Origin of the sequence: Rhodococcus sp. ARP2 (genome assembly GCF_001029585.1) — a bacterium.
GTDB lineage: Bacteria > Actinomycetota > Actinomycetes > Mycobacteriales > Mycobacteriaceae > Rhodococcus_F > Rhodococcus_F erythropolis.
The window spans coordinates 48,919-66,497 of the sequence record NZ_LEKE01000011.1 but is presented as its reverse complement, the minus strand read 5'-3'; the positions used below and the strand labels follow the sequence as shown (position 1 = coordinate 66,497).

At 63.6% G+C, this 17,579-nt stretch carries 19 protein-coding genes and 2 tRNA genes; 14 read left to right on the top strand and 7 right to left on the bottom strand.

Annotated features, from left to right (window positions below; all coding sequences use genetic code 11):
• The first annotated feature begins 24 nt into the window (after window positions 1-24).
• Complete coding sequence (locus ABX74_RS02515) at window positions 25-486, top strand: MarR family winged helix-turn-helix transcriptional regulator (protein ID WP_003946187.1); 462 nt, start codon at window positions 25-27, stop codon at window positions 484-486.
• On the opposite strand, the gene ABX74_RS02510 is transcribed toward ABX74_RS02515, so the two are convergent.
• Genes ABX74_RS02510 through ABX74_RS02495 form a run of 4 tightly spaced genes read right to left on the bottom strand, consistent with a single transcriptional unit; the run spans window position 483 to window position 3,545 of the window.
• The gene (locus ABX74_RS02510; RefSeq protein WP_019748536.1) at window positions 483-1,289 is read right to left on the bottom strand and encodes an SCO1664 family protein; all 807 of its coding nucleotides are present in this window, start codon (window positions 1,287-1,289) and stop codon (window positions 483-485) included. The two genes, ABX74_RS02515 and ABX74_RS02510, sit on opposite strands and share 4 nt — an antisense overlap.
• A 4-nt stretch (window positions 1,290-1,293) precedes the next feature.
• A complete protein-coding gene (locus ABX74_RS02505) occupies window positions 1,294-1,890 on the bottom strand; it encodes a DUF3090 domain-containing protein (protein WP_047888140.1) in 597 nt (198 codons plus the stop codon).
• A gap of 55 nt (window positions 1,891-1,945) precedes the next feature.
• A complete protein-coding gene (locus ABX74_RS02500) occupies window positions 1,946-2,641 on the bottom strand; it encodes a histidine phosphatase family protein (protein WP_019748538.1) in 696 nt (231 codons plus the stop codon).
• 58 nt (window positions 2,642-2,699) lie between these two features.
• Window positions 2,700-3,545 (bottom strand): undecaprenyl-diphosphate phosphatase, encoded by an 846-nt coding sequence (locus ABX74_RS02495; RefSeq protein WP_019748539.1) that lies wholly within the window; start codon window positions 3,543-3,545, stop codon window positions 2,700-2,702.
• A gap of 228 nt (window positions 3,546-3,773) precedes the next feature.
• Here ABX74_RS02495 and ABX74_RS02490 point away from each other — a divergent pair, with 228 nt between their 5' ends.
• From ABX74_RS02490 to ABX74_RS02470, 5 genes are all read left to right on the top strand, one after another.
• Window positions 3,774-4,709: an aldo/keto reductase gene (locus tag ABX74_RS02490; RefSeq protein WP_003946175.1), complete on the top strand. Its 936-nt coding sequence runs from the start codon at window positions 3,774-3,776 to the stop codon at window positions 4,707-4,709.
• 92 nt (window positions 4,710-4,801) lie between these two features.
• A complete protein-coding gene (locus ABX74_RS02485) occupies window positions 4,802-5,488 on the top strand; it encodes a heme oxygenase (biliverdin-producing) (protein ID WP_003946162.1) in 687 nt (228 codons plus the stop codon).
• Window positions 5,485-6,492 carry a hemin ABC transporter substrate-binding protein gene (locus tag ABX74_RS02480; protein WP_047888139.1) on the top strand — a complete coding sequence of 336 codons (1,008 nt, stop codon included), beginning with the start codon at window positions 5,485-5,487 and terminating at the stop codon, window positions 6,490-6,492. The genes ABX74_RS02485 and ABX74_RS02480 overlap by 4 nt, the downstream gene beginning before the upstream one ends.
• A 63-nt stretch (window positions 6,493-6,555) precedes the next feature.
• Window positions 6,556-7,653, top strand: coding sequence for a FecCD family ABC transporter permease (locus tag ABX74_RS02475; RefSeq protein WP_020907826.1), 1,098 nt, complete (start codon window positions 6,556-6,558; stop codon window positions 7,651-7,653).
• Window positions 7,650-8,513: a heme ABC transporter ATP-binding protein gene (locus ABX74_RS02470; protein ID WP_047888172.1), complete on the top strand. Its 864-nt coding sequence runs from the start codon at window positions 7,650-7,652 to the stop codon at window positions 8,511-8,513. Before ABX74_RS02475 ends, ABX74_RS02470 begins: the two co-directional genes overlap by 4 nt.
• Here ABX74_RS02470 and ABX74_RS02465 read toward each other — a convergent pair.
• A complete protein-coding gene (locus ABX74_RS02465; protein ID WP_020969683.1) occupies window positions 8,494-8,916 on the bottom strand; it encodes a hypothetical protein in 423 nt (140 codons plus the stop codon). The two genes, ABX74_RS02470 and ABX74_RS02465, sit on opposite strands and share 20 nt — an antisense overlap.
• 183 nt (window positions 8,917-9,099) lie before the next feature.
• On the opposite strand from ABX74_RS02465, the gene ABX74_RS02460 reads away from it, so the two are divergent.
• The 3 genes from ABX74_RS02460 (at window position 9,100) to ABX74_RS02450 (ending at window position 11,519) form a co-directional block, all read left to right on the top strand.
• Entirely contained in the window at window positions 9,100-10,125 is a 1,026-nt protein-coding gene (locus ABX74_RS02460; RefSeq protein WP_019748546.1) for a hypothetical protein, read from the top strand.
• On the top strand, window positions 10,125-10,373 hold the full coding sequence (locus ABX74_RS02455) for a DUF5703 family protein (protein ID WP_003946171.1): 249 nt from the start codon (window positions 10,125-10,127) through the stop codon (window positions 10,371-10,373). Before ABX74_RS02460 ends, ABX74_RS02455 begins: the two co-directional genes overlap by 1 nt.
• Before the next feature lie 75 nt (window positions 10,374-10,448).
• On the top strand, window positions 10,449-11,519 hold the full coding sequence (locus tag ABX74_RS02450) for a quinone-dependent dihydroorotate dehydrogenase (protein WP_020969684.1): 1,071 nt from the start codon (window positions 10,449-10,451) through the stop codon (window positions 11,517-11,519).
• 58 nt (window positions 11,520-11,577) lie between these two features.
• Here the strand turns inward: ABX74_RS02450 and ABX74_RS02445 are convergent, their stop codons facing one another.
• Both ABX74_RS02445 and ABX74_RS02440 read right to left on the bottom strand, forming a co-directional pair.
• Window positions 11,578-12,114, bottom strand: a complete 537-nt coding sequence (locus ABX74_RS02445) for a YbhB/YbcL family Raf kinase inhibitor-like protein (protein WP_029255410.1) — start codon at window positions 12,112-12,114, stop codon at window positions 11,578-11,580.
• Window positions 12,115-12,179: 65 nt separating this feature from the next.
• A complete protein-coding gene (locus ABX74_RS02440; RefSeq protein WP_003946170.1) occupies window positions 12,180-13,532 on the bottom strand; it encodes a M20/M25/M40 family metallo-hydrolase in 1,353 nt (450 codons plus the stop codon).
• 118 nt (window positions 13,533-13,650) lie between these two features.
• On the opposite strand from ABX74_RS02440, the gene ABX74_RS02435 reads away from it, so the two are divergent.
• From ABX74_RS02435 to ABX74_RS02415, 5 genes are all read left to right on the top strand, one after another.
• Window positions 13,651-13,736: transfer RNA gene (locus tag ABX74_RS02435), tRNA-Leu, on the top strand.
• 162 nt (window positions 13,737-13,898) lie between these two features.
• Window positions 13,899-13,984, top strand: a tRNA-Leu gene (locus ABX74_RS02430).
• A 108-nt stretch (window positions 13,985-14,092) separates the two neighbouring features.
• Complete coding sequence (locus tag ABX74_RS02425; protein WP_020907830.1) at window positions 14,093-15,634, top strand: SDR family NAD(P)-dependent oxidoreductase; 1,542 nt, start codon at window positions 14,093-14,095, stop codon at window positions 15,632-15,634.
• A 157-nt stretch (window positions 15,635-15,791) separates the two neighbouring features.
• Window positions 15,792-16,223 (top strand): universal stress protein, encoded by a 432-nt coding sequence (locus ABX74_RS02420; protein WP_047888171.1) that lies wholly within the window; start codon window positions 15,792-15,794, stop codon window positions 16,221-16,223.
• A 44-nt stretch (window positions 16,224-16,267) separates the two neighbouring features.
• Window positions 16,268-17,518, top strand: a complete 1,251-nt coding sequence (locus tag ABX74_RS02415) for a saccharopine dehydrogenase family protein (protein ID WP_047888138.1) — start codon at window positions 16,268-16,270, stop codon at window positions 17,516-17,518.
• Window positions 17,519-17,579 lie beyond the last annotated feature (61 nt).

Genomic DNA, 17,579 nt, shown 5'->3' with positions numbered 1-17,579 from the left:
TAATTGCAAACGGAAGGCAAAAACATGAGCAGCGACGGCCTGGACGACTGGCCAACCGGCCGGCTGTTGTCCACCGCTGCGCGCCTGGTAGAGCACTCGTGGGAGAAGGTTCTGCGGTCTCAGGACATGACGCACGCGGGCCTGATCGTGCTCCACTCGATCGCCGGTGGGGCGGCGTCTCAACGCGACATCGCGAAGAACGCCCGCGTCACCGATCAGACGATGAGCCGCACGATCGACCGTCTCGAACGAGCGGGTTACGTCACGCGTGACACCGATCCGCGGGACGAGCGTCGGCGCGTGATCGCGATAACCGACGCCGGAAGACTGACGTACGAGCGACTACTGACGCTCGAGAAGGAAGATGCGGCGTTGACCGTCGGCGTCGGGGACGTCGCCGCGCTGCGCGAACAACTACTGCGATTGGTTCGCTCACCCGGATTGAAGACGGCAACTCGCGAACAGCAGGAAACGTCTCGAGACTAGAAAGCCGGCCAGGGAATCGTTCGATGGCCGTTCGGTTCGGGCATCACGGCCGACTCGGCGAACTGCATCGCCCGGACCGCCAAGGCCACGATTTCCTCTTCGGTGATCAGCTCGGACAACTCGTCCCCGAGATCTCCATCGAGAGTTGTCGCGAATTCGGCGACGTCGGCGATCAAAGCACCGGGTACGGGCTGCCCCGCCCACCCCCACAACACGGTCCGCAGCTTGTTCTCCGAGTGAAGACAGATTCCGTGATCAACGCCGTACACCGAGCCGTCGACGCCTTCGAGGGCGTGACCACCTTTGCGGTCGGCGTTGTTGATGAGGACGTCCAGAACGGCCATTCGCTGCAGCCGTGGATCGTCCGCATGGATCAGAGAGACTGGTTCGCCCTCCGAGTCGAAGGCCTGCAGGACCTCGAACCACCCTGGCGGAACATTGCCGGGACTGCACAGGTCGACCATCTCGAGTCCGCCAGATCCATCCGCGCGGCGATCGACGGTGTCAATCCAGCGCTGCACCATGCCTGTCCCGAAAGGGCCGTCCCGCAACACTGTTCGCGGAATCACTCCCCAGCCCAGCGCCTCGGACACGCGGTACGACGCAACCTCACGCCCGGCCAGAGTGCCGTCCGGGAAATCCCACAGTGGGCGTTCACCCCGCACCGGTTTGTAGACCACACGGGTGGACTGCTCCCCCAGAGTCGACTCGCACACCAGCGTGGCGTTGCTTGCCGTGGTGATCTGGCCGATCAGGGTCAGATCTCCCTCGAGCAGAACGTCCGGCACTCCAGGTTCGGACACGACGTCAGACCTCGTCGTCTGCGTCGTCGATCGCAAAACCGAAGGACTCGCCGCGGCGGTATCCGTTGGTTCGGATGCACACGTGCCCCTCGGGCGCCAGCGGCTCACCACACAGAGGGCATGGCGCGCGTCCCGCCGCGATGACGCGTTCGGACCGCAGCGAGAATTCACGCGCTTGCTCCGGGGTCAGGAACACACGGACCGCGTCCGGACCGTCGTCGGCGTCGTCGAGGACAACCGATTCGTCGAACTCCGTCTCGCTGACGGCAAGCAACTCCACGACGACCGCACCGGCATCGGCATCCCAACCCAGCCCCATCGTGCCGACCCGGAACTCCGCGTCGAGCGGTGTGACCAGCGGGCTGAGATCGGAGACATCGTCGGCCTGCGGCGGAACCTCGGTTCCGAAGCGTCGATGTACCTCTTCGAGGAGAAGACCCATGCGATCGGCGAGGACCTGAACCTGCTGCTTCTCGAGCAGCACACTCACCACCCGTGAATCGTGCACGGCTTGGAGATAGAAAGACCTGTCACCGGGCTCGCCCACCGTTCCTGCGACAAATCGGTCAGGAGTGCGAAATACGTGAATCGCGCGCGACATTGCACCTCCTCGAGTTCGAGCAGAACATCACTGAATACCCATTATCCGTCACAGCTCACGCACCGACCTCTCCACCGGGGACGGACTCCTGCGCGGGAGCCGAACCGTTGGTCGCGGTCTTCGCTGCACTGATCGCTGCGAGGACGTCTCCGGTGTCGTTGACTCGAAGAACGAACGGCAGTGTGGCCGTGTAGCGAATCACGCTGACCGAGGCCGGCTCGGCGACGATCCGCTGGAACGAATCGAGGTGCATCGCAAACGCGTCGGCGAGAACCGATTTGATGACGTCACCGTGTGTGCAGGCGATCCAGACGACGTCCTTGCCGTGTTCTTCGGCCAGCCGTGCATCGTGCTCTCGGATCGCGGCAACGGCTCGCGCCTGTACCTGGGCCAGCCCTTCACCGCCGGGAAAGACCGCACCGGAAGCGTGGCGCTGCACCACTTTCCAGAGCGGTTCTTCCAAGAGTTCCTTCAGCGGGCGACCCGTCCAGTCGCCGTAATCGACCTCGATCAGGCGATCCTCGACCACCGGCGTCAGACCACGGTCGACGGCAATGGGGCCGACCGTCTGCTCGCACCGCAACAGCGGCGAGCGGACGATCTCCGCGATGTCCAGACCGACCAGCCGATCGACGACGCCTTCGGCCTGTTTCCGGCCGTGGTCGTCGAGTTCCACACCCGGCGTTCGACCGGCCAGGGTATGGGCAGTGTTGGACGTCGACCGCCCGTGCCGCAGTAGGACAACTGTCATTCCACAACCCTAATGGGGCGGTGGCCGCACAGACGGGTGGTCGACGTCGAAACGGGCTCTATGTCGCGGACACGACCCCTGTGGCCAGCAGCGCAAGGACGACTACGCCGAGAGCGATTCTGTATCCGACGAACCAGTACATGGAGTGATCGACAACAAATCGAAGCAGCCAGGCGATCGCTGCGTAACCGACCGCGAAGGCGATGACGGTTGCCACCAGCAATTGCGGACCGCTCGCGTTCAGACCCTCACCGGCCGGCTCGAAGGCATCCGGGAGGCTGAACAAACCGGAGGCGAGAACTGCCGGAATCGCCAACAGGAACGAGTAACGAGCTGCGGCCTCACGGGTGAGTCCGAGGAAAAGACCGGCACTGATCGTGCCACCCGAACGTGAGACACCCGGGATGAGCGCGAGCGCCTGAGCCGAACCCATGATGATGCCGTCGCGCGCTGTGAGCGATTCGATCGGGCGCGTCTTGCGTCCGTAGTACTCGGCAGCGGCGATGACGAGCGCGAACACGATCAACATCGTGGCAATCAGCCACAGATTGCGTGCGCCGGTACGGATCTGGTCTTTGAACAGAAACCCGAGGATGCCGACCGGAATGGTACCGATGATGACGTACCAGCCCATCCGGTAATCGAGATCGCCCCGGTGCTCGGCATTGAACACACCCCGGAACCAGGCAGTGATGATCCTCACGATGTCGCGCGCGAAGTAGATCAACACAGCCAGTTCGGTGCCGAGCTGCGTCACCGCGGTGAACGACGCACCGGCGTCACTGCCGAAGAATATCTCCGACACGATTCGCAAATGTCCGGAAGACGAGATGGGCAGGAACTCGGTCAATCCCTGTACGAGGCCCAGGATCACGGCCTGGAGCCAGGTCATCGCTTCGCCCATCACTCACCGATCCCGGCTGATTCGAATGGGGTTACTGCACACAGGTTTCGTGTGTCGGGTTCACGTTTCACCGGCGCCACGCTACCGGGGCCCACGGCGCCGCGCCGCGCCCGGCACGTCCGTGTCCGAATACCCCGACTCAAGGCGAGCGCCTACTAGTCTGCACGTGGTGAGATCTCTCGGGTGCCGCACTTGCGCACACGAGTCGGGCGCGAGATGCAGGCGGTTATGAAGCACAGATCTGTCGGAACGAGCGGACTTCGGGTCTCGCGGCTTGGGCTCGGCACACTGACATGGGGACGCGACACGGACGGCGACGAGGCTGCGGCGCAGCTACTCGCATTCGCCGAGGCCGGCGGAACCTTGGTCGACACCTCGCCCGCATACGGCGCCGGTGCGGCGCAACGGATCCTCGCCGAGTTACTCGACGACGTCGTTCCACGTGACGAACTCATCATCAGCTCGAGCGCCGGAATCGATCCCACTCCGATCGGCACCGACCGCGTCGACTGCTCGCGGCGCGGATTGCTCCGCCAGCTCGACGCGACTCTTCGTGAACTCGGAACCGACTTCCTCGACATGTGGCAGGTCGCAACCTGGGATCCGCTCACGCCCGTCGACGAGGTTGCAGCAACCCTCGACTACGCGGTCTCGAGCGGCAAGGTGCGGTATGTCGGCGTGCGCGGCTACCTCGGCTGGCAGCTCGCGACGGCCGTCGGAGCCGGTGGCGCAACAACACTCGCCGCAACGCAGGCCGAGTACTCGTTGCTCGCGCGCGGCGTCGAGGAAGAATTGTTCGCAGCGGCGGCCCACCACGGCGTCGGAGTGTTCGCCGCAGTACCCCTGGCGGGCGGTGTTCTGACCGGAAAGTACCGCGACGGCATTCCCGTCGATTCCCGCGGCGCCGACGAAGCACATTCGCAGGATGTGCAGAGCTATCTGACCGATTCCTCGATCCGGGTGGTCGACGCAGTCGTTACCGCCGCCGACGGGCTGGGTACTTCCCCACTGGCGGTGGCACTGGCCTGGGCGCGCGATCGCGCCGGGGTGGCCAGCGCCGTCGTCGGCACGCGGGATCTCGCCCAGTTGACAGGAGTACTGGCAACCGAAGAATTGGAACTTCCGAAAGCGATTGCCGCGGCTCTCGACGATGTGAGCGCTTGATCTGTCCCGCTGATCGAAATACCGAAGGTATCGTGTTGGCGAGGGCAGGCTAACCTAGTAGGCAACGCTTGACTACAGCCTCAGGAGAAACAATGACCACGCTCGACGTAGACAGCCTTTCCGCAGACGCAGGCCCCGCCTTCTCCGAACGAATCAAGACCGAGACGGACGCAGCACACCGCGAGACGGAGCAGTCCCGATTCGTAGGCGCGCTTCTCGGCGGTGAGCTGACCACGGCTGGCTACGCCGCTCTTCTGGGACAGACGTACCTCGTCTACACGAGCCTCGAAGAGGCCGGCCGCACACACGCCGACAACGAGTTGGTCGCTCCGTTCCTGTCCGAGGATCTGTTGCGGGTGGCTTCGCTCGAAGCCGATCTCGAGTTCCTCGGCGGACCGAACTGGCGCGACGAACTCGTGGCCTTGCCGGCAACCGAGCGTTACATCGCCCGCCTGAAGGAAGTGGCGTTCGACTGGCCCGCCGGCTTCGTCGCACATCACTACCTGCGATACATGGGTGACCTCTCGGGCGGACAGATCATCCGCCGGATGCTCGAGCGCGCCTACGGATTCGAGACCGACGGACTTCGCTTCTACATCTTCGAAGGCATCCCCAAGCCGAAGCCTTTCAAGGACGACTACCGCTCGAATCTGGATGCGCTGCAGATTCCGGCCGAAGAACAGCAGCGTTTCATCGACGAGGTGAATCTGGCGTACCGCCTCAACGGTGACCTGTTCGCCGACCTCGAAGGCGACATCGAGAGCTACCTCGTCAAATGATGAAGCGCTTGGCCGCGGCGGCACTGGTCGCAGCAGCCGGTTTCGGTCTCGTGGCTTGCGGATCCAGCGACAACTCCACGACATCTCAGGGTGCCCGGACCGCAGTACTCGAAGATTCCAGCCCGGTTCCCGTGTCCGACAACCCGACCGCAACGCTGCCCGTGACGGTGAAGAGCTTCGACGGCGTCGACGTGACCATCACCGACAACAGCCGGATCGTTGCGGCCGACCGCTACGGGACGCTCGCTACGACAACGGTGGCGCTCGGCCTCGGTGACAACCTTGTCGGCCGCGACACCGCAGCCAAGTTCCCCGCGGTCGCGGACGTACCGGTTGTCACGGTCGGCGGCCAATCGCTCAGTACCGAAGCCATCCTCGATTTGAATCCCACCGTGGTTCTCACTGACACGAGCATCGGGCCCAAGAGCGTCCAGGATCAGTTGCGCGCCGCCGGTGTTCCCGTGGTGTTCTTCGACCCGACCCGAACCCTCGAAGGTGTGCCGGGGCAGATCCAAGCAGTCGCCGACGCGCTCGGCGTTCCGGCCCAGGGCGCAGCGCTGATCGATCGAACCGAATCGGAGATCGCTGCCGCGCGCGATCTGGTTCCCAACGACGGCGATCCACTGAAGATCGCGTTCCTCTACATGCGCGGATCGGCCATCACCATGATCGGCGGTGAAGGTTCGGGTGCCGATTCCTTGATCGAGGCCCTCGGCGCCACAGATGCGGGTACCGCCTCGGGCATCACACAACAGTTCGTACCCATCACCAGCGAGGCGCTCATCGCCGCAGCGCCTGACGCCCTGCTGATGATGACGGACGGATTGGCATCGATCGGCGGAATCGACGGCCTCGAAAAGGTCCCTGGCATCGCTCAGACGCCGGCCGGAAAGACCAAACGAGTAGTCGACATGGAGGACGGTGTCCTGCTCAGCTTCGGGCCGAACACCGGACGCGTCATGGCGGCACTCGCCGAAGCGATCTACGAGCCCGGTGGATCGTGAGCAAAGATTTGTGAGTGCTGATTCGTGAGTACAGAAACAGGTAGTTCCGAAGCAGGTAAGTCTGTGTCCGCAGCCGAGGATTCACATGACGTCGGGGGCGCCGACAAGTCGGCGTCTGGCCCCGCGTCGCGGTCGCGGGTGAGTGCGGTTCTGGTCAGCTTGACTCTCGCCCTGGTGATCGTCGCAGTGCTGTCGGCGTGCATCGGTCAAGTTCCGACATCGCCTCTCGAGGTTTTGGGCAGCATTCTGCACCGCATCGGGCTCGATCTCGGTCCGATGCCCGCCCATCCCAGCGGTGAAGTGACTTTGTGGGAGGTTCGTTTCCCCCGCGTCGTGCTCGCCATCTGTGTCGGCGCGGCGCTGGGATGTTCCGGTGCGCTCCTGCAGGGTGTGTTCTCCAATCCACTCGCGGAGCCCGGGGTGATCGGAGTGTCCGCGGGCGCTGCAGTTGGCGCGAGCGCTGTCATCGTCGTCGGCGGCACGTTCGTGGCCGGCTGGGCCGTTGCTGCGGCGGCGTTCGTCGCCGGGCTGTTCACCACCGCGGCGGTCTACCTGCTTGCGCGCCACGAAGGGCGAACCGAAGTAGTGACATTGGTGCTGACCGGCGTCGCGATCAATGCGTTCGCCGGCGGACTCATCGCGTTCTTCACCTTCGTCGCCAGCCCGTCCGCTCGCGATCAGATCGTGTTCTGGCAACTCGGCTCACTCAACGGAGCGTCGTGGAATGCCGTCATGATCGTGGCGCCGATGACCGTTGTCGGAATTGCCGCGACGGTCATGATCGCTCCGCGTCTGGACCTTCTCGCACTCGGTGAACATGCAGCTCGTCACCTGGGTGTCAACGTCGAACGGCTGCGCCAGTTCGCGGTTCTGATCGTCGCTCTCCTGGTCTCGGCGAGTGTTGCCTTCACCGGCATCATCCTCTTCGTCGGACTGATCGTTCCGCACCTGATGCGCATTCTTGTCGGCCCCGGCCACCGCGCGCTGATTCCGGCGAGCGCCCTTGCCGGCGCACTGGTTCTGCTTGTCGCAGATCTCGGCTCGCGGTCGCTGATCGACAACGCAGACCTGCCCCTCGGAATGCTGACCGCTCTGGTTGGCGGCCCCTTCTTCTTCTGGCTTCTCCGACGAACACGCGCGCAACAGGGCGGGTGGGCATGAGCAGCCTCGTAAGAAACTGGCGCGAACTGTTCGGCCGCGTCACCCCCGAACCGGAAGGCCCTGGCGTCGGTGATGTCACCCTCGAAGCGCGCGACATCACCGTCGAACGCGGTGGTCGACACATTCTCGAAGGCGTATCCATCGAAGTCCGGGCAGGCGAGCTCGTCGTCCTCGTCGGACCGAACGGCGCCGGTAAGTCGACTCTTCTTGCGGCGTTGGCCGGTGATCAGCCCGTCATCGCTGGGCGGGTGGACGTCGAAGGCACCGACCTCACTCAGTGGTCGCCGATCGACATGGCGCGCCGACGCGCGGTTCTCCCCCAGAAACACACCATCGGATTTTCGTTCAGCGCTCGCCAGGTCGTTCGCATGGGACGTGCCCCATGGGCCGGAACGCGCCGAGAAGACCGCGACGGCGCTGCTATCACCGCAGCGATGAAGACCTGCGATGTCGAGGGGTTCGCCAATCGGCCGTTCGCCGTGCTGTCCGGTGGCGAGCAGGCGCGGGTCGCTCTTGCCCGGGTACTGGCACAGGAAACGTCGACCATCCTGCTGGACGAGCCGACTGCAGCACTCGATCTCGGACACCAGGAAGCGGTGATGTCCGTGGCGCGCGCTCGCGCTGCGGACGGCGATGCCGTCGTCGTCGTTTTGCACGATCTCGCGTTGGCAGCGGCGTATGCCGACCGAATCGTCGTACTCGAGAATGGACGCATCGCCGCCGACGGTCCCCCGGAATCGGTGCTGCACGAAGAGCTTCTGACCCGCGTCTACGGTTATCCGGTCGAGGTGTTCCCGCATCCGACAACCGGAGCAACGCTGGTTATCCCGCGCCGAGAATTCACCGAACAGAATCGATGATCGATCCCAGCCTGTTCAGGACTGCTCTCACCGTCGGCAGGCTGCGACCCTCGCCCTGACGAACGCCGTCACCGACGTCCGGATGTGACCAATCAGTCTCGGTCGAGAGAACTGCGTCGCGCACCACACCGGCGATGCTTCGCTCGTCGGTCAGATCGATGTCGGTGACCGATCGCTCCGCCGTGGCGACAACGTCCGAAGGGGTCGGCACACTGTGCTCGCAGTATTCGCCGTATACCTCGACGAACAGCACGCTCTTGCGTACGCGGAACGCGAAAGTTCGACCGTCGGACCTGCCGAAACCGTGTGCATGAGCGCCGACGGTGAGGTCCTCGATCTCGAAGCCCGGCCGCGCCGGTTCGGGCGGCTGTGCGCCGGAATCGGTGGGTTCTGTGGGAATCACAATGATCTCCTCGGTGATTGCAGCGTCAACCGCAACCGCTGTTCGTACGGTATCGCGTCAAGGGTGTGAGCGGAATGGTCGGTAGTTCCTCGACGCGATGAACGGCGCCCGACTGCGATCAGGGATGATCGATGACAGTCGCACTGCGTGAAGAACAGATGACAAGAAAAAGAGGAACTACACATGGCTCGCCTAGGGATCCGCACCACTGCAGCAGCAATGGGGGCGGCGGTTCTGCTGGTCACAGGATGTTCTTCCGGAGATGGCGGAGACGACCTCATCACGATCGATCCCGCTACGGCAGCGGTCTCACCGGCCACCACCAGTACCCCGGACGGCGTGGTTCACCCGTATTCAGGTCTGATCGATTCCATCACATTCGACCCGATCACGCGCAGCGCTGTTCTGGTTGCCAACGACCCACGATCGGTGCTGGTCGTTCCTTCGGACAGTTTGGCCGGCGCCGACCCCGCCTCCGCAGGTCGTCCGATAGCTCTGGATTCAGACGTACGCGACGTTTCGATCGGCTCCGACGGTAGCGCTCTGCTGGCGATGGATCGCCAGGTAGTGAAGCTGAATCTGACATCGGGCGAACAGACGTCCATACCGGTCGACGGCCAGGCGAACTCCGCGGTCGAGCTGACCGACGGCCGCATCGCGATCGGCACGGACAATGGTTCAGTTCACATCGTCGACCCGAAGACCGATCAGTCACAGACGGTTTCGGGGTTTGCATCCGTCGACGAACTTGCGGTGACCGGCGACAACCTGAGCGCCCTCGATCACCGTCAGACCTCGCTGACGGCGATCAATCTCGAAGACGGCAAACTCGGCGTCGCTCTTCGCGCCGGTGAGGGCGCAACTCATCTGGCCACCGATCGCTTCGGACGCATCCTTGTCACCGACACCACCGGCAACGAACTGCTCGTCTTCACGGCCGATCCGCTCCTGATGCACCAGCGCTACCCCGTCGGCGAATCGCCTTACGCCGTCGCCTACGACGAGACCGCGGATCGGGTGTGGGTGACACTGACGGCGACCAACGAAGTGGTCGGCTTCGATCTGTCGTCCGGCATCCCCGTGGAGACCGGGCGGTTCAAGACGGTGCGACAGCCGAATTCGTTGGCCGTAGACTCTTCCAACGGCAATCTGATCGTCGGATCGGCAACCGGTGACGGGCTGCAGGTCATCCCGTCACGGGAGAACTGATGGAAAAGCGTACGCGCGGGATCCCCGCGCAGTGGGAGACGTCGGACGACAAGTTCGACTACGTGCCGCTCCGGCTACCGCCGAACGTTTCGCGGGTCACGGCGTCGATGCGCCTGGCGATCTCGGCCGAGTTCGGCGGGTGGGAACTCTCCCGAGTCCGTCTCTACCCCGACGGCAGTCGTCGCGTGCTGCTCAAGCGAAAGAAGACGCCGCTGCACGTGACCGATCCGGACGGCATTCAGCACTGATCGTTCAACAGACGACCAGAACCCGCCGCTATCGAAACCGCTGACAAAATCACACCATCGAAGAGCTGGAGAATCGTGTACCAACTGCTGCTGAGCCTGATGTTCCGGGTCCCACCGGAACGCATCCACCACATTGCCTTCACCGCGATGAAACTGGTGACACGGTTCGCTCCCCTTCGCTGGCTGGTCGCAAAAGTCCTTGTCGTCGACGACCCGGTTCTGCGCAGTCAGGCTTTCGGTCTGACGTTCCCGGCACCTCTCGGCCTGGCCGCAGGATTCGACAAGGACGCCACCGGAGTCGACGCCTGGGGCCCGTTGGGCTTCGGTTTCGCCGAGGTCGGAACAGTAACGGCCCAAGCTCAGCCCGGTAACCCCGCGCCACGTCTCTTCCGACTTCCGGCCGACCGCGCTCTGATCAACCGAATGGGCTTCAACAACCACGGCGCTGGTCACGCGGCGAATTTCCTGCGACAGCGTCGCGTCACGGTGCCGATCGGTGCCAACATCGGCAAGACCAAGATCGTCGAAGCTGCCGACGCCGCTGCCGACTACACGGCCAGCGCCCAGCTTCTGGGTCCGCTGGCCGACTTCATGGTCGTGAATGTCAGCTCGCCGAACACGCCCGGACTCCGTGATCTGCAGGCCGTCGAATCTCTGCGCCCGATCCTGCAGGCCGTGCTCGACACCGTCAGCGTGCCGGTACTGGTGAAGATCGCGCCCGATCTCTCGGACGAGGACGTCGACGCTGTCGCCGATCTGGCAGTCGAGCTCGGGCTTGCCGGAATCGTCGCGACCAACACCACGATCCGCCGCGACGGTTTGAAGACCCCGGATGCCGAGGTAGCTGCACTCGGCGCTGGCGGGCTGTCCGGTGCACCGGTTGCCGACCGCTCGCTCGAGGTGCTCCGGCGCCTGTACGCCCGCGTCGGCGACAAGCTGACCATCATCTCGGTCGGCGGTATCGAAACAGCCGACCAGGCGTGGGAGCGCATCCTCGCCGGCGCGACGCTGGTGCAGGGGTACACCGGCTTCATCTACGGCGGACCGTTCTGGGCTCGCAGCATCCACAAGGGCATAGCCAAGCGGGTCCGCGCAGCCGGTTTCTCGTCGATCGCCCAGGCAGTGGGAGCTGAAAATCCTCGCTAGAAACTGCTGTGCGCCTTTATTAACCGCCCGCGGTTAATAAAGGCGCACAGCAAAGTGATTACTCGACCTCGAACGTCCCGGTCAGGGTTGCACGCGCAATCGCGTGATGGAACACGTTGAAACCGAGGAACGCCGGCGACGAGTCAGGGGTGACTCCGTCGAGCGTCTCCACGTCGAGGGCATGCACCGCCACGATGTAGCGATGCGGACCGTGCCCGGGAGGCGGGCCTGCGCCGATGAAACCGAACCCGCCACCGTCGTGGCGGAGGGTGACGGTTCCGGCGGGCAGGACATCGCTGTCCGCCGCGCCGGCACCGGCCGGGAGTTGGGTGACGGAAGCGGGGATGTTCGCCACGGCCCAGTGCCAGAATCCTGACGCCGTCGGTGCGTCCGGATCGAACACCGTCACCACGAAGCTCTTCGTCTCGGCCGGAAAGCCGGACCACGAGAGCTGCGGTGAGATGTCTTCGCCACCGGGAACTCCGAAGGCTCCACTGGCCTGAGCAAGCTTCAGCGGCTGGCCCGCAGTGATGTCGTCACTGGTCAGCTCGAAACTCGGCAACTTCGGCAATGGTTCGTACGGATCGTGCGCCATGCGAATCCTTTCTGTGACAAGAGAGCTCGATGTGCGTCGAGCTCACGGATCTATCTACGTGCTCGTCAGGAATTGAGCAGGAAATGTTCCAGAACACGTGTCCCGAACAGTAGTGCGTCCACCGGAACTCGCTCGTCGACGCCGTGGAACAGCGCACTGAAATCGAGCTCGGGCGGCAACTGCAACGGCGCGAAGCCGAAGCAGCGAATGCCCAGTTTCGCGAATGCCTTCGCGTCGGTTCCGCCGGAGAGCATGTACGGAACTGTGCGAGCCTCCGGATCATGGGCGAGGATCGCCTCGTTCATGGCGTCTACGAGGTGGCCGTCGAACGTTGTTTCGTACGAATCGAGCTTGGTGATCCACTCGCGGGTCACGTCGGGGCCGATCAGCTGGTCCACCGTGCGCTCGAATTCAGCCTGCCGTCCCGGCAGCACGCGGCAGTCGAAGACTGCCTCGGCAGTCTGCGGAATGACGTTCGCCTTGTATCCGGCCTTGAGCATCGTCGGGTTCGCCGTGTCACGGAAGGTCGCCCCGATGATGTTGGCGATCGTCCCCAACTTCGCGAGAGTCCCGTCGATGTCGGGTGATCCTGGATCGAAGTCCAATCCGGTCTCTTCGCCGACGGCGGTGAGGAACTCGGCAACCGAATCCGAGATCACGATCGGGAACTGATGAGCAGCGAGTCTCGAGACCGCGCCGGCGAGTGTCGCGACTGCGTTGTCGTCGTGGAGGAAGGAGCCGTGCCCGGCGCGTCCCTTGGCCGTCAGACGCATCCAACCGAGGCCCTTTTCCGCAGTCTCCACGAGGTAGAGCCTGCGGTCGGTTCCGTCCGGCCGCGGAACCGTCAGCGAGAAACCGCCCACCTCACCGACGGCTTCGGTCACTCCCTCGAACAGATCCGGGCGGTGCTCGACCAGCCACTGGCATCCGTACTTGCCGCCCGCTTCCTCGTCCGCCACGAAGGCGAACACCAGATCACGCGGCGGTACGACGCCTTCCGCCTTGAACTGCCTGGCGAGGGCCAAGATCATCCCGACCATGTCCTTCATGTCCACGGCTCCGCGCCCCCAGACGTAACCGTCCTGGACGGTGCCGGCAAAGGGATGGACGCTCCAGTCGGCGGGCTCGGCCGGAACGACGTCGAGGTGACCGTGAAGCATCAATGCGCCTCGACCCGACTCAGCTCCCTTCAAGCGGGCAAAGACGTTCCCGCGTCCGGGTGCACCGGACTCGACGTATTCCGTCTCGTAGCCGACTTCTTGAAGCTGCGCGGCAACCCACTCCGCGCACGCACGCTCACCCTTGGTGGTTTCGAGTTCTCCCGTGTTCGAGGTGTCGAAGCGGATGAGAGAACTGACCAGTTCGACTACTTCTGCTTCGGCTCTGCTCGGATTCGGATTATTCGGGGTTGTGGTCATTCCACTTTCCTACCATCGAATCAAACGACGCGGGCGACCGGAATGCCCCGCAACCTGGCGATTTGGGGCAGCTCACCTAATCGGATACTCTTTCCCAGCACCGAGAAATCGGGGCCGAGTCCGAGTGGCGGAATGGCAGACGCGCTAGCTTGAGGTGCTAGTGTCCTATTAACGGACGTGGGGGTTCAAGTCCCCCCTCGGACACTCGAATACAGCAGAAAGACCCCAGCCTGATCAGGTTGGGGTCTTTTTGCTGTGCGCCTTTATTAACCCCCGGCGGTTAATAAAGGCGCACAGCGGTGGGGCGATTTGGGACCTGGCGATGGCATCGGATACTCTTTCCCAGCACCGAGAAATCGGGGCCGAGTCCGAGTGGCGGAATGGCAGACGCGCTAGCTTGAGGTGCTAGTGTCCTATTAACGGACGTGGGGGTTCAAGTCCCCCCTCGGACACTCTGTGTTGAGACAGACAGGAAAAGCTCCGGTTCATCGAACCGGAGCTTTTCTCGTAATTGGCGAAGTTCCCGCACCAGGGAACAGTCCGCGCGAGCGGCGATCGAGATGGAACAGAAGTTCGAAGTGGATACAGACACCAAGAAGTCGGATGCACTGCAGGCAGATTCGCTGGAAACAGCCGATTCAGAATCTGCTCGAGCCGAACTCACCGGCCTCGACCCCGCAGAACTCGAAATCTGCCTGAAGGTCCTTTCCGAAGCCGCCGAACTCGACGACGAGCATCCCGATTCGATCACCATGCAGCGCGCTGTCGGCCATCTGTTCAAGCGACTCAAGAAGAAGCGCCGCCTCGCCTCGCGCGCAGCCGTCAACGAAGCGGACCGCCAAGTAGTCGCCGCGACTGCCACAGGTTCACCCGATCGCATCGACGACGAGACCGCAGGCATTCCGATCAAGTCGAACACCGCCGGCGCTTCCGCCGGCACGCTCATCAAGGCGCGACCGTGCTACATCTGCAAGCAGCGCTACACCGCAGTCGACGCCTTCTACCACCAACTGTGCCCCGAGTGCGCTGCCACCAGCCGCAGCAAACGTGATGCGAGCACTGATCTCACCGGCCGACGCGCACTTCTGACCGGCGGCCGCGCGAAGATCGGTATGTACATCGCGCTGCGCCTGCTGCGTGACGGCGCACATCTGACCATCACGACGCGATTCCCCAACGACGCGATCCGCCGATTCAAGGCGATGGAAGACAGCAACGACTGGATTCACCGTCTGCGCATCGTCGGCATCGACCTCCGCGACCCCGCCCAGGTTGTTGCACTCGCGGATTCCGTTGCCGCACAGGGTCCGCTCGACATCCTCATCAACAACGCCGCGCAGACCGTCCGACGCTCCCCCGGTGCCTACGGCGCTCTGGTTGACGCCGAGTCCGGAGCACTGCCCGCCGGTGAACTCCCTGATGTCCTGACCTTCGGCAAGACGAGCGACGCCCACCCCGCGGCTCTGGCCGGATCGCTGTCGGACGTCGCAAGCATCACCTCCGGAAATCTGTCCGCCGACGCGGTCAGTTCACTCGCACTCGTCGCCAAGTCGGCTTCACCCGATCGCATCGAGCAAGGCATCGCCATCGACGCCGGCGGGCTGCTGCCGGACCTCGCGCACACCAACAGTTGGGTCCAGACCGTCGAGGAAGTCGATCCGATCGAGCTTCTCGAAGTCCAGCTCTGCAACTCGGTCGCGCCATTCATCCTCGTTTCACGCCTGCGCCCGTCGATGGCCGCGGCAGCTGCGCGACGCAAGTACGTCGTGAATGTCTCCGCCATGGAAGGCCAGTTCAGCCGCGCGTACAAGGGCCCTGGCCACCCGCACACCAACATGGCCAAGGCAGCACTGAACATGCTGACCCGCACCAGCTCCAAGGAAATGCTCGACGACGGCATCCTCATGACCGCCGTCGACACCGGCTGGATCACCGACGAACGCCCGCACTTCACCAAGATGCGGTTGGCCGACGAAGGTTTCCACGCACCACTCGACCTCGTCGACGGTGCAGCCCGCGTCTACGACCCCATCGTTCAGGGCGAACTGGGTATCGACCTGCACGGCTGCTTCCTCAAGGATTACAAACCCTCGCCGTGGTGATGGGCGGCACCCCGCAGTGGTGACAGGCAGCACCTAGGCGCCCCAATGTGGCGATCTCATCACCGCCAAACCCCCGTGTCGAGTAGCTCAATTCAGGTAGGGCACAGCATTGCAGGCGATAATGGACTGCGAACCTGCTCACCGACTCGGAGGAACCATGACGATCGCCGTCGTACACAAGGACAGCCCGGAAGGCCGCGCCGCAATCGTGGCCGCCGCACGGGAATCCGTGGGTCGAAGCGAGGAACTGCTGGTTCTGCACGTCCTGGACGATGTCAACATCGGGGACACGGCCGACACCGGAGACACCGAGGACGATCGGGCCGCTCTTCGCGGCGAGATTCAGTCAGCGCTCGACGCCGGTGGATTCTCGGAGACGAAGTGGGATCTGCGCACCACCGAGCACGACGGCGATCCGGTGACCGCGCTCGTGAACCTGGTCCACGGCGCGGGTGTCGATCTCCTGATCGTCGGAACACGCCGGATGTCCCCCATCGGCAAGTTCCTCCTCGAACGCCCACTGCAGCGTCTCCTGCTCGAAGTGGAGGCTCCGATCCTCGTCGTCAAGGAACCCCTCCCCGACGAGTGACCTCGGTCACATCACTTTCGAGTACGCGTTTGTAGGCTGGCTCCATGACTGGAACCTCGCCCGCCCGAGAACTCGACATCATCGTCTACGGAGCGAGCGGCTTCGTCGGAAAGCTACTCGCCGACTACCTCGTCAAACACGCTCCCGAAGGCACGAAGATCGGCCTCGGTGGCCGCTCCCTCGAGAAGTTGGCAGCCACTCGCGCCGATCTGGGTACCGCCGCCGCCGATCTCCCCCTGATCATCGCCGACGCCGACGACGCCACCGCATTGAAAGCGCTCGCGCAGCGAACTCGGGTCGTCGCCACCACGGTCGGCCCGTACGCCAAGTACGGTCACACCCTTGTTCACGAATGCGCCTCCGCCGGAACTCATTACGTCGACCTCACCGGTGAGGTGCTGTTCCACCGCGAGAGCATCGACGCCAACCATGAGCTGGCGGTCTCGTCCGGCGCAAAGATCGTCCATTCCTGCGGATTCGATTCCATCCCTTCCGATCTCGGAGTTCACGTCCTCCACGAGAAGGTCACTGCCGACGGCGCCGGTGAGCTCACCGACACAACGCTGGTGGTCACGGCGCTGCGCGGCGGAGTGAGCGGTGGCACGATCGATTCGCTTCGCAATCAGATCGACGTGTCGAAAGACGATGCGCGCCTAAGGAAACTCGCTGCCTCGCCGTATTCATTGAGCCCCAATCGTGACCGCGAGCCTGACCTCGGACGACAGAGCGACGTGAGCGTGGTCGACGGCAAGAAGATCGATCCTTCGTTGAAGGGTTGGAAGGCACCGTTCGTGATGGCGTCGTACAACACACGAGTCGTCCGTCGCAGCAATGCGCTCCGAGAGTGGGCGTACGGCAAGAAGTTCAAGTACAGCGAGGTGATGAGCGTCGGCTCATCGGTGGTGTCACCGGTAATCGCGGGCGGTGTCGCAGTCGGCCTCGGCGCGCTGGTCGCCGGACTCGCTCTTCCTCCGACGCGTTTCCTTCTCGACAAGGTATTGCCTGCGCCCGGCGAGGGCCCGAGCGAGAGCACCCAGAAGAAGGGGCACTTCACGCTCGATGTGTTCACCACGACCACGACCGGCGCTCGATACACCTCACGAGTGAAGGCGAAGGGCGACCCGGGATATAGCGCGACGGCGGTAATGCTCGGCGAATCTGCGTTGTCATTGGCGAAGGACCAACAGGATCTCCCCCCGGCCACCGGCGTTTTGACTCCAGCAACAGCGCTCGGCGACGTCCTGGTCGAGCGTCTACGCAAGGCCGGTTTCGAGATTTCCGCGCGCAAACTCTAGACAGAACGAATTTCACTTGATCGTTTCAGCTCTTCGCGCCCGATTATCGCAGCTCAGGGCG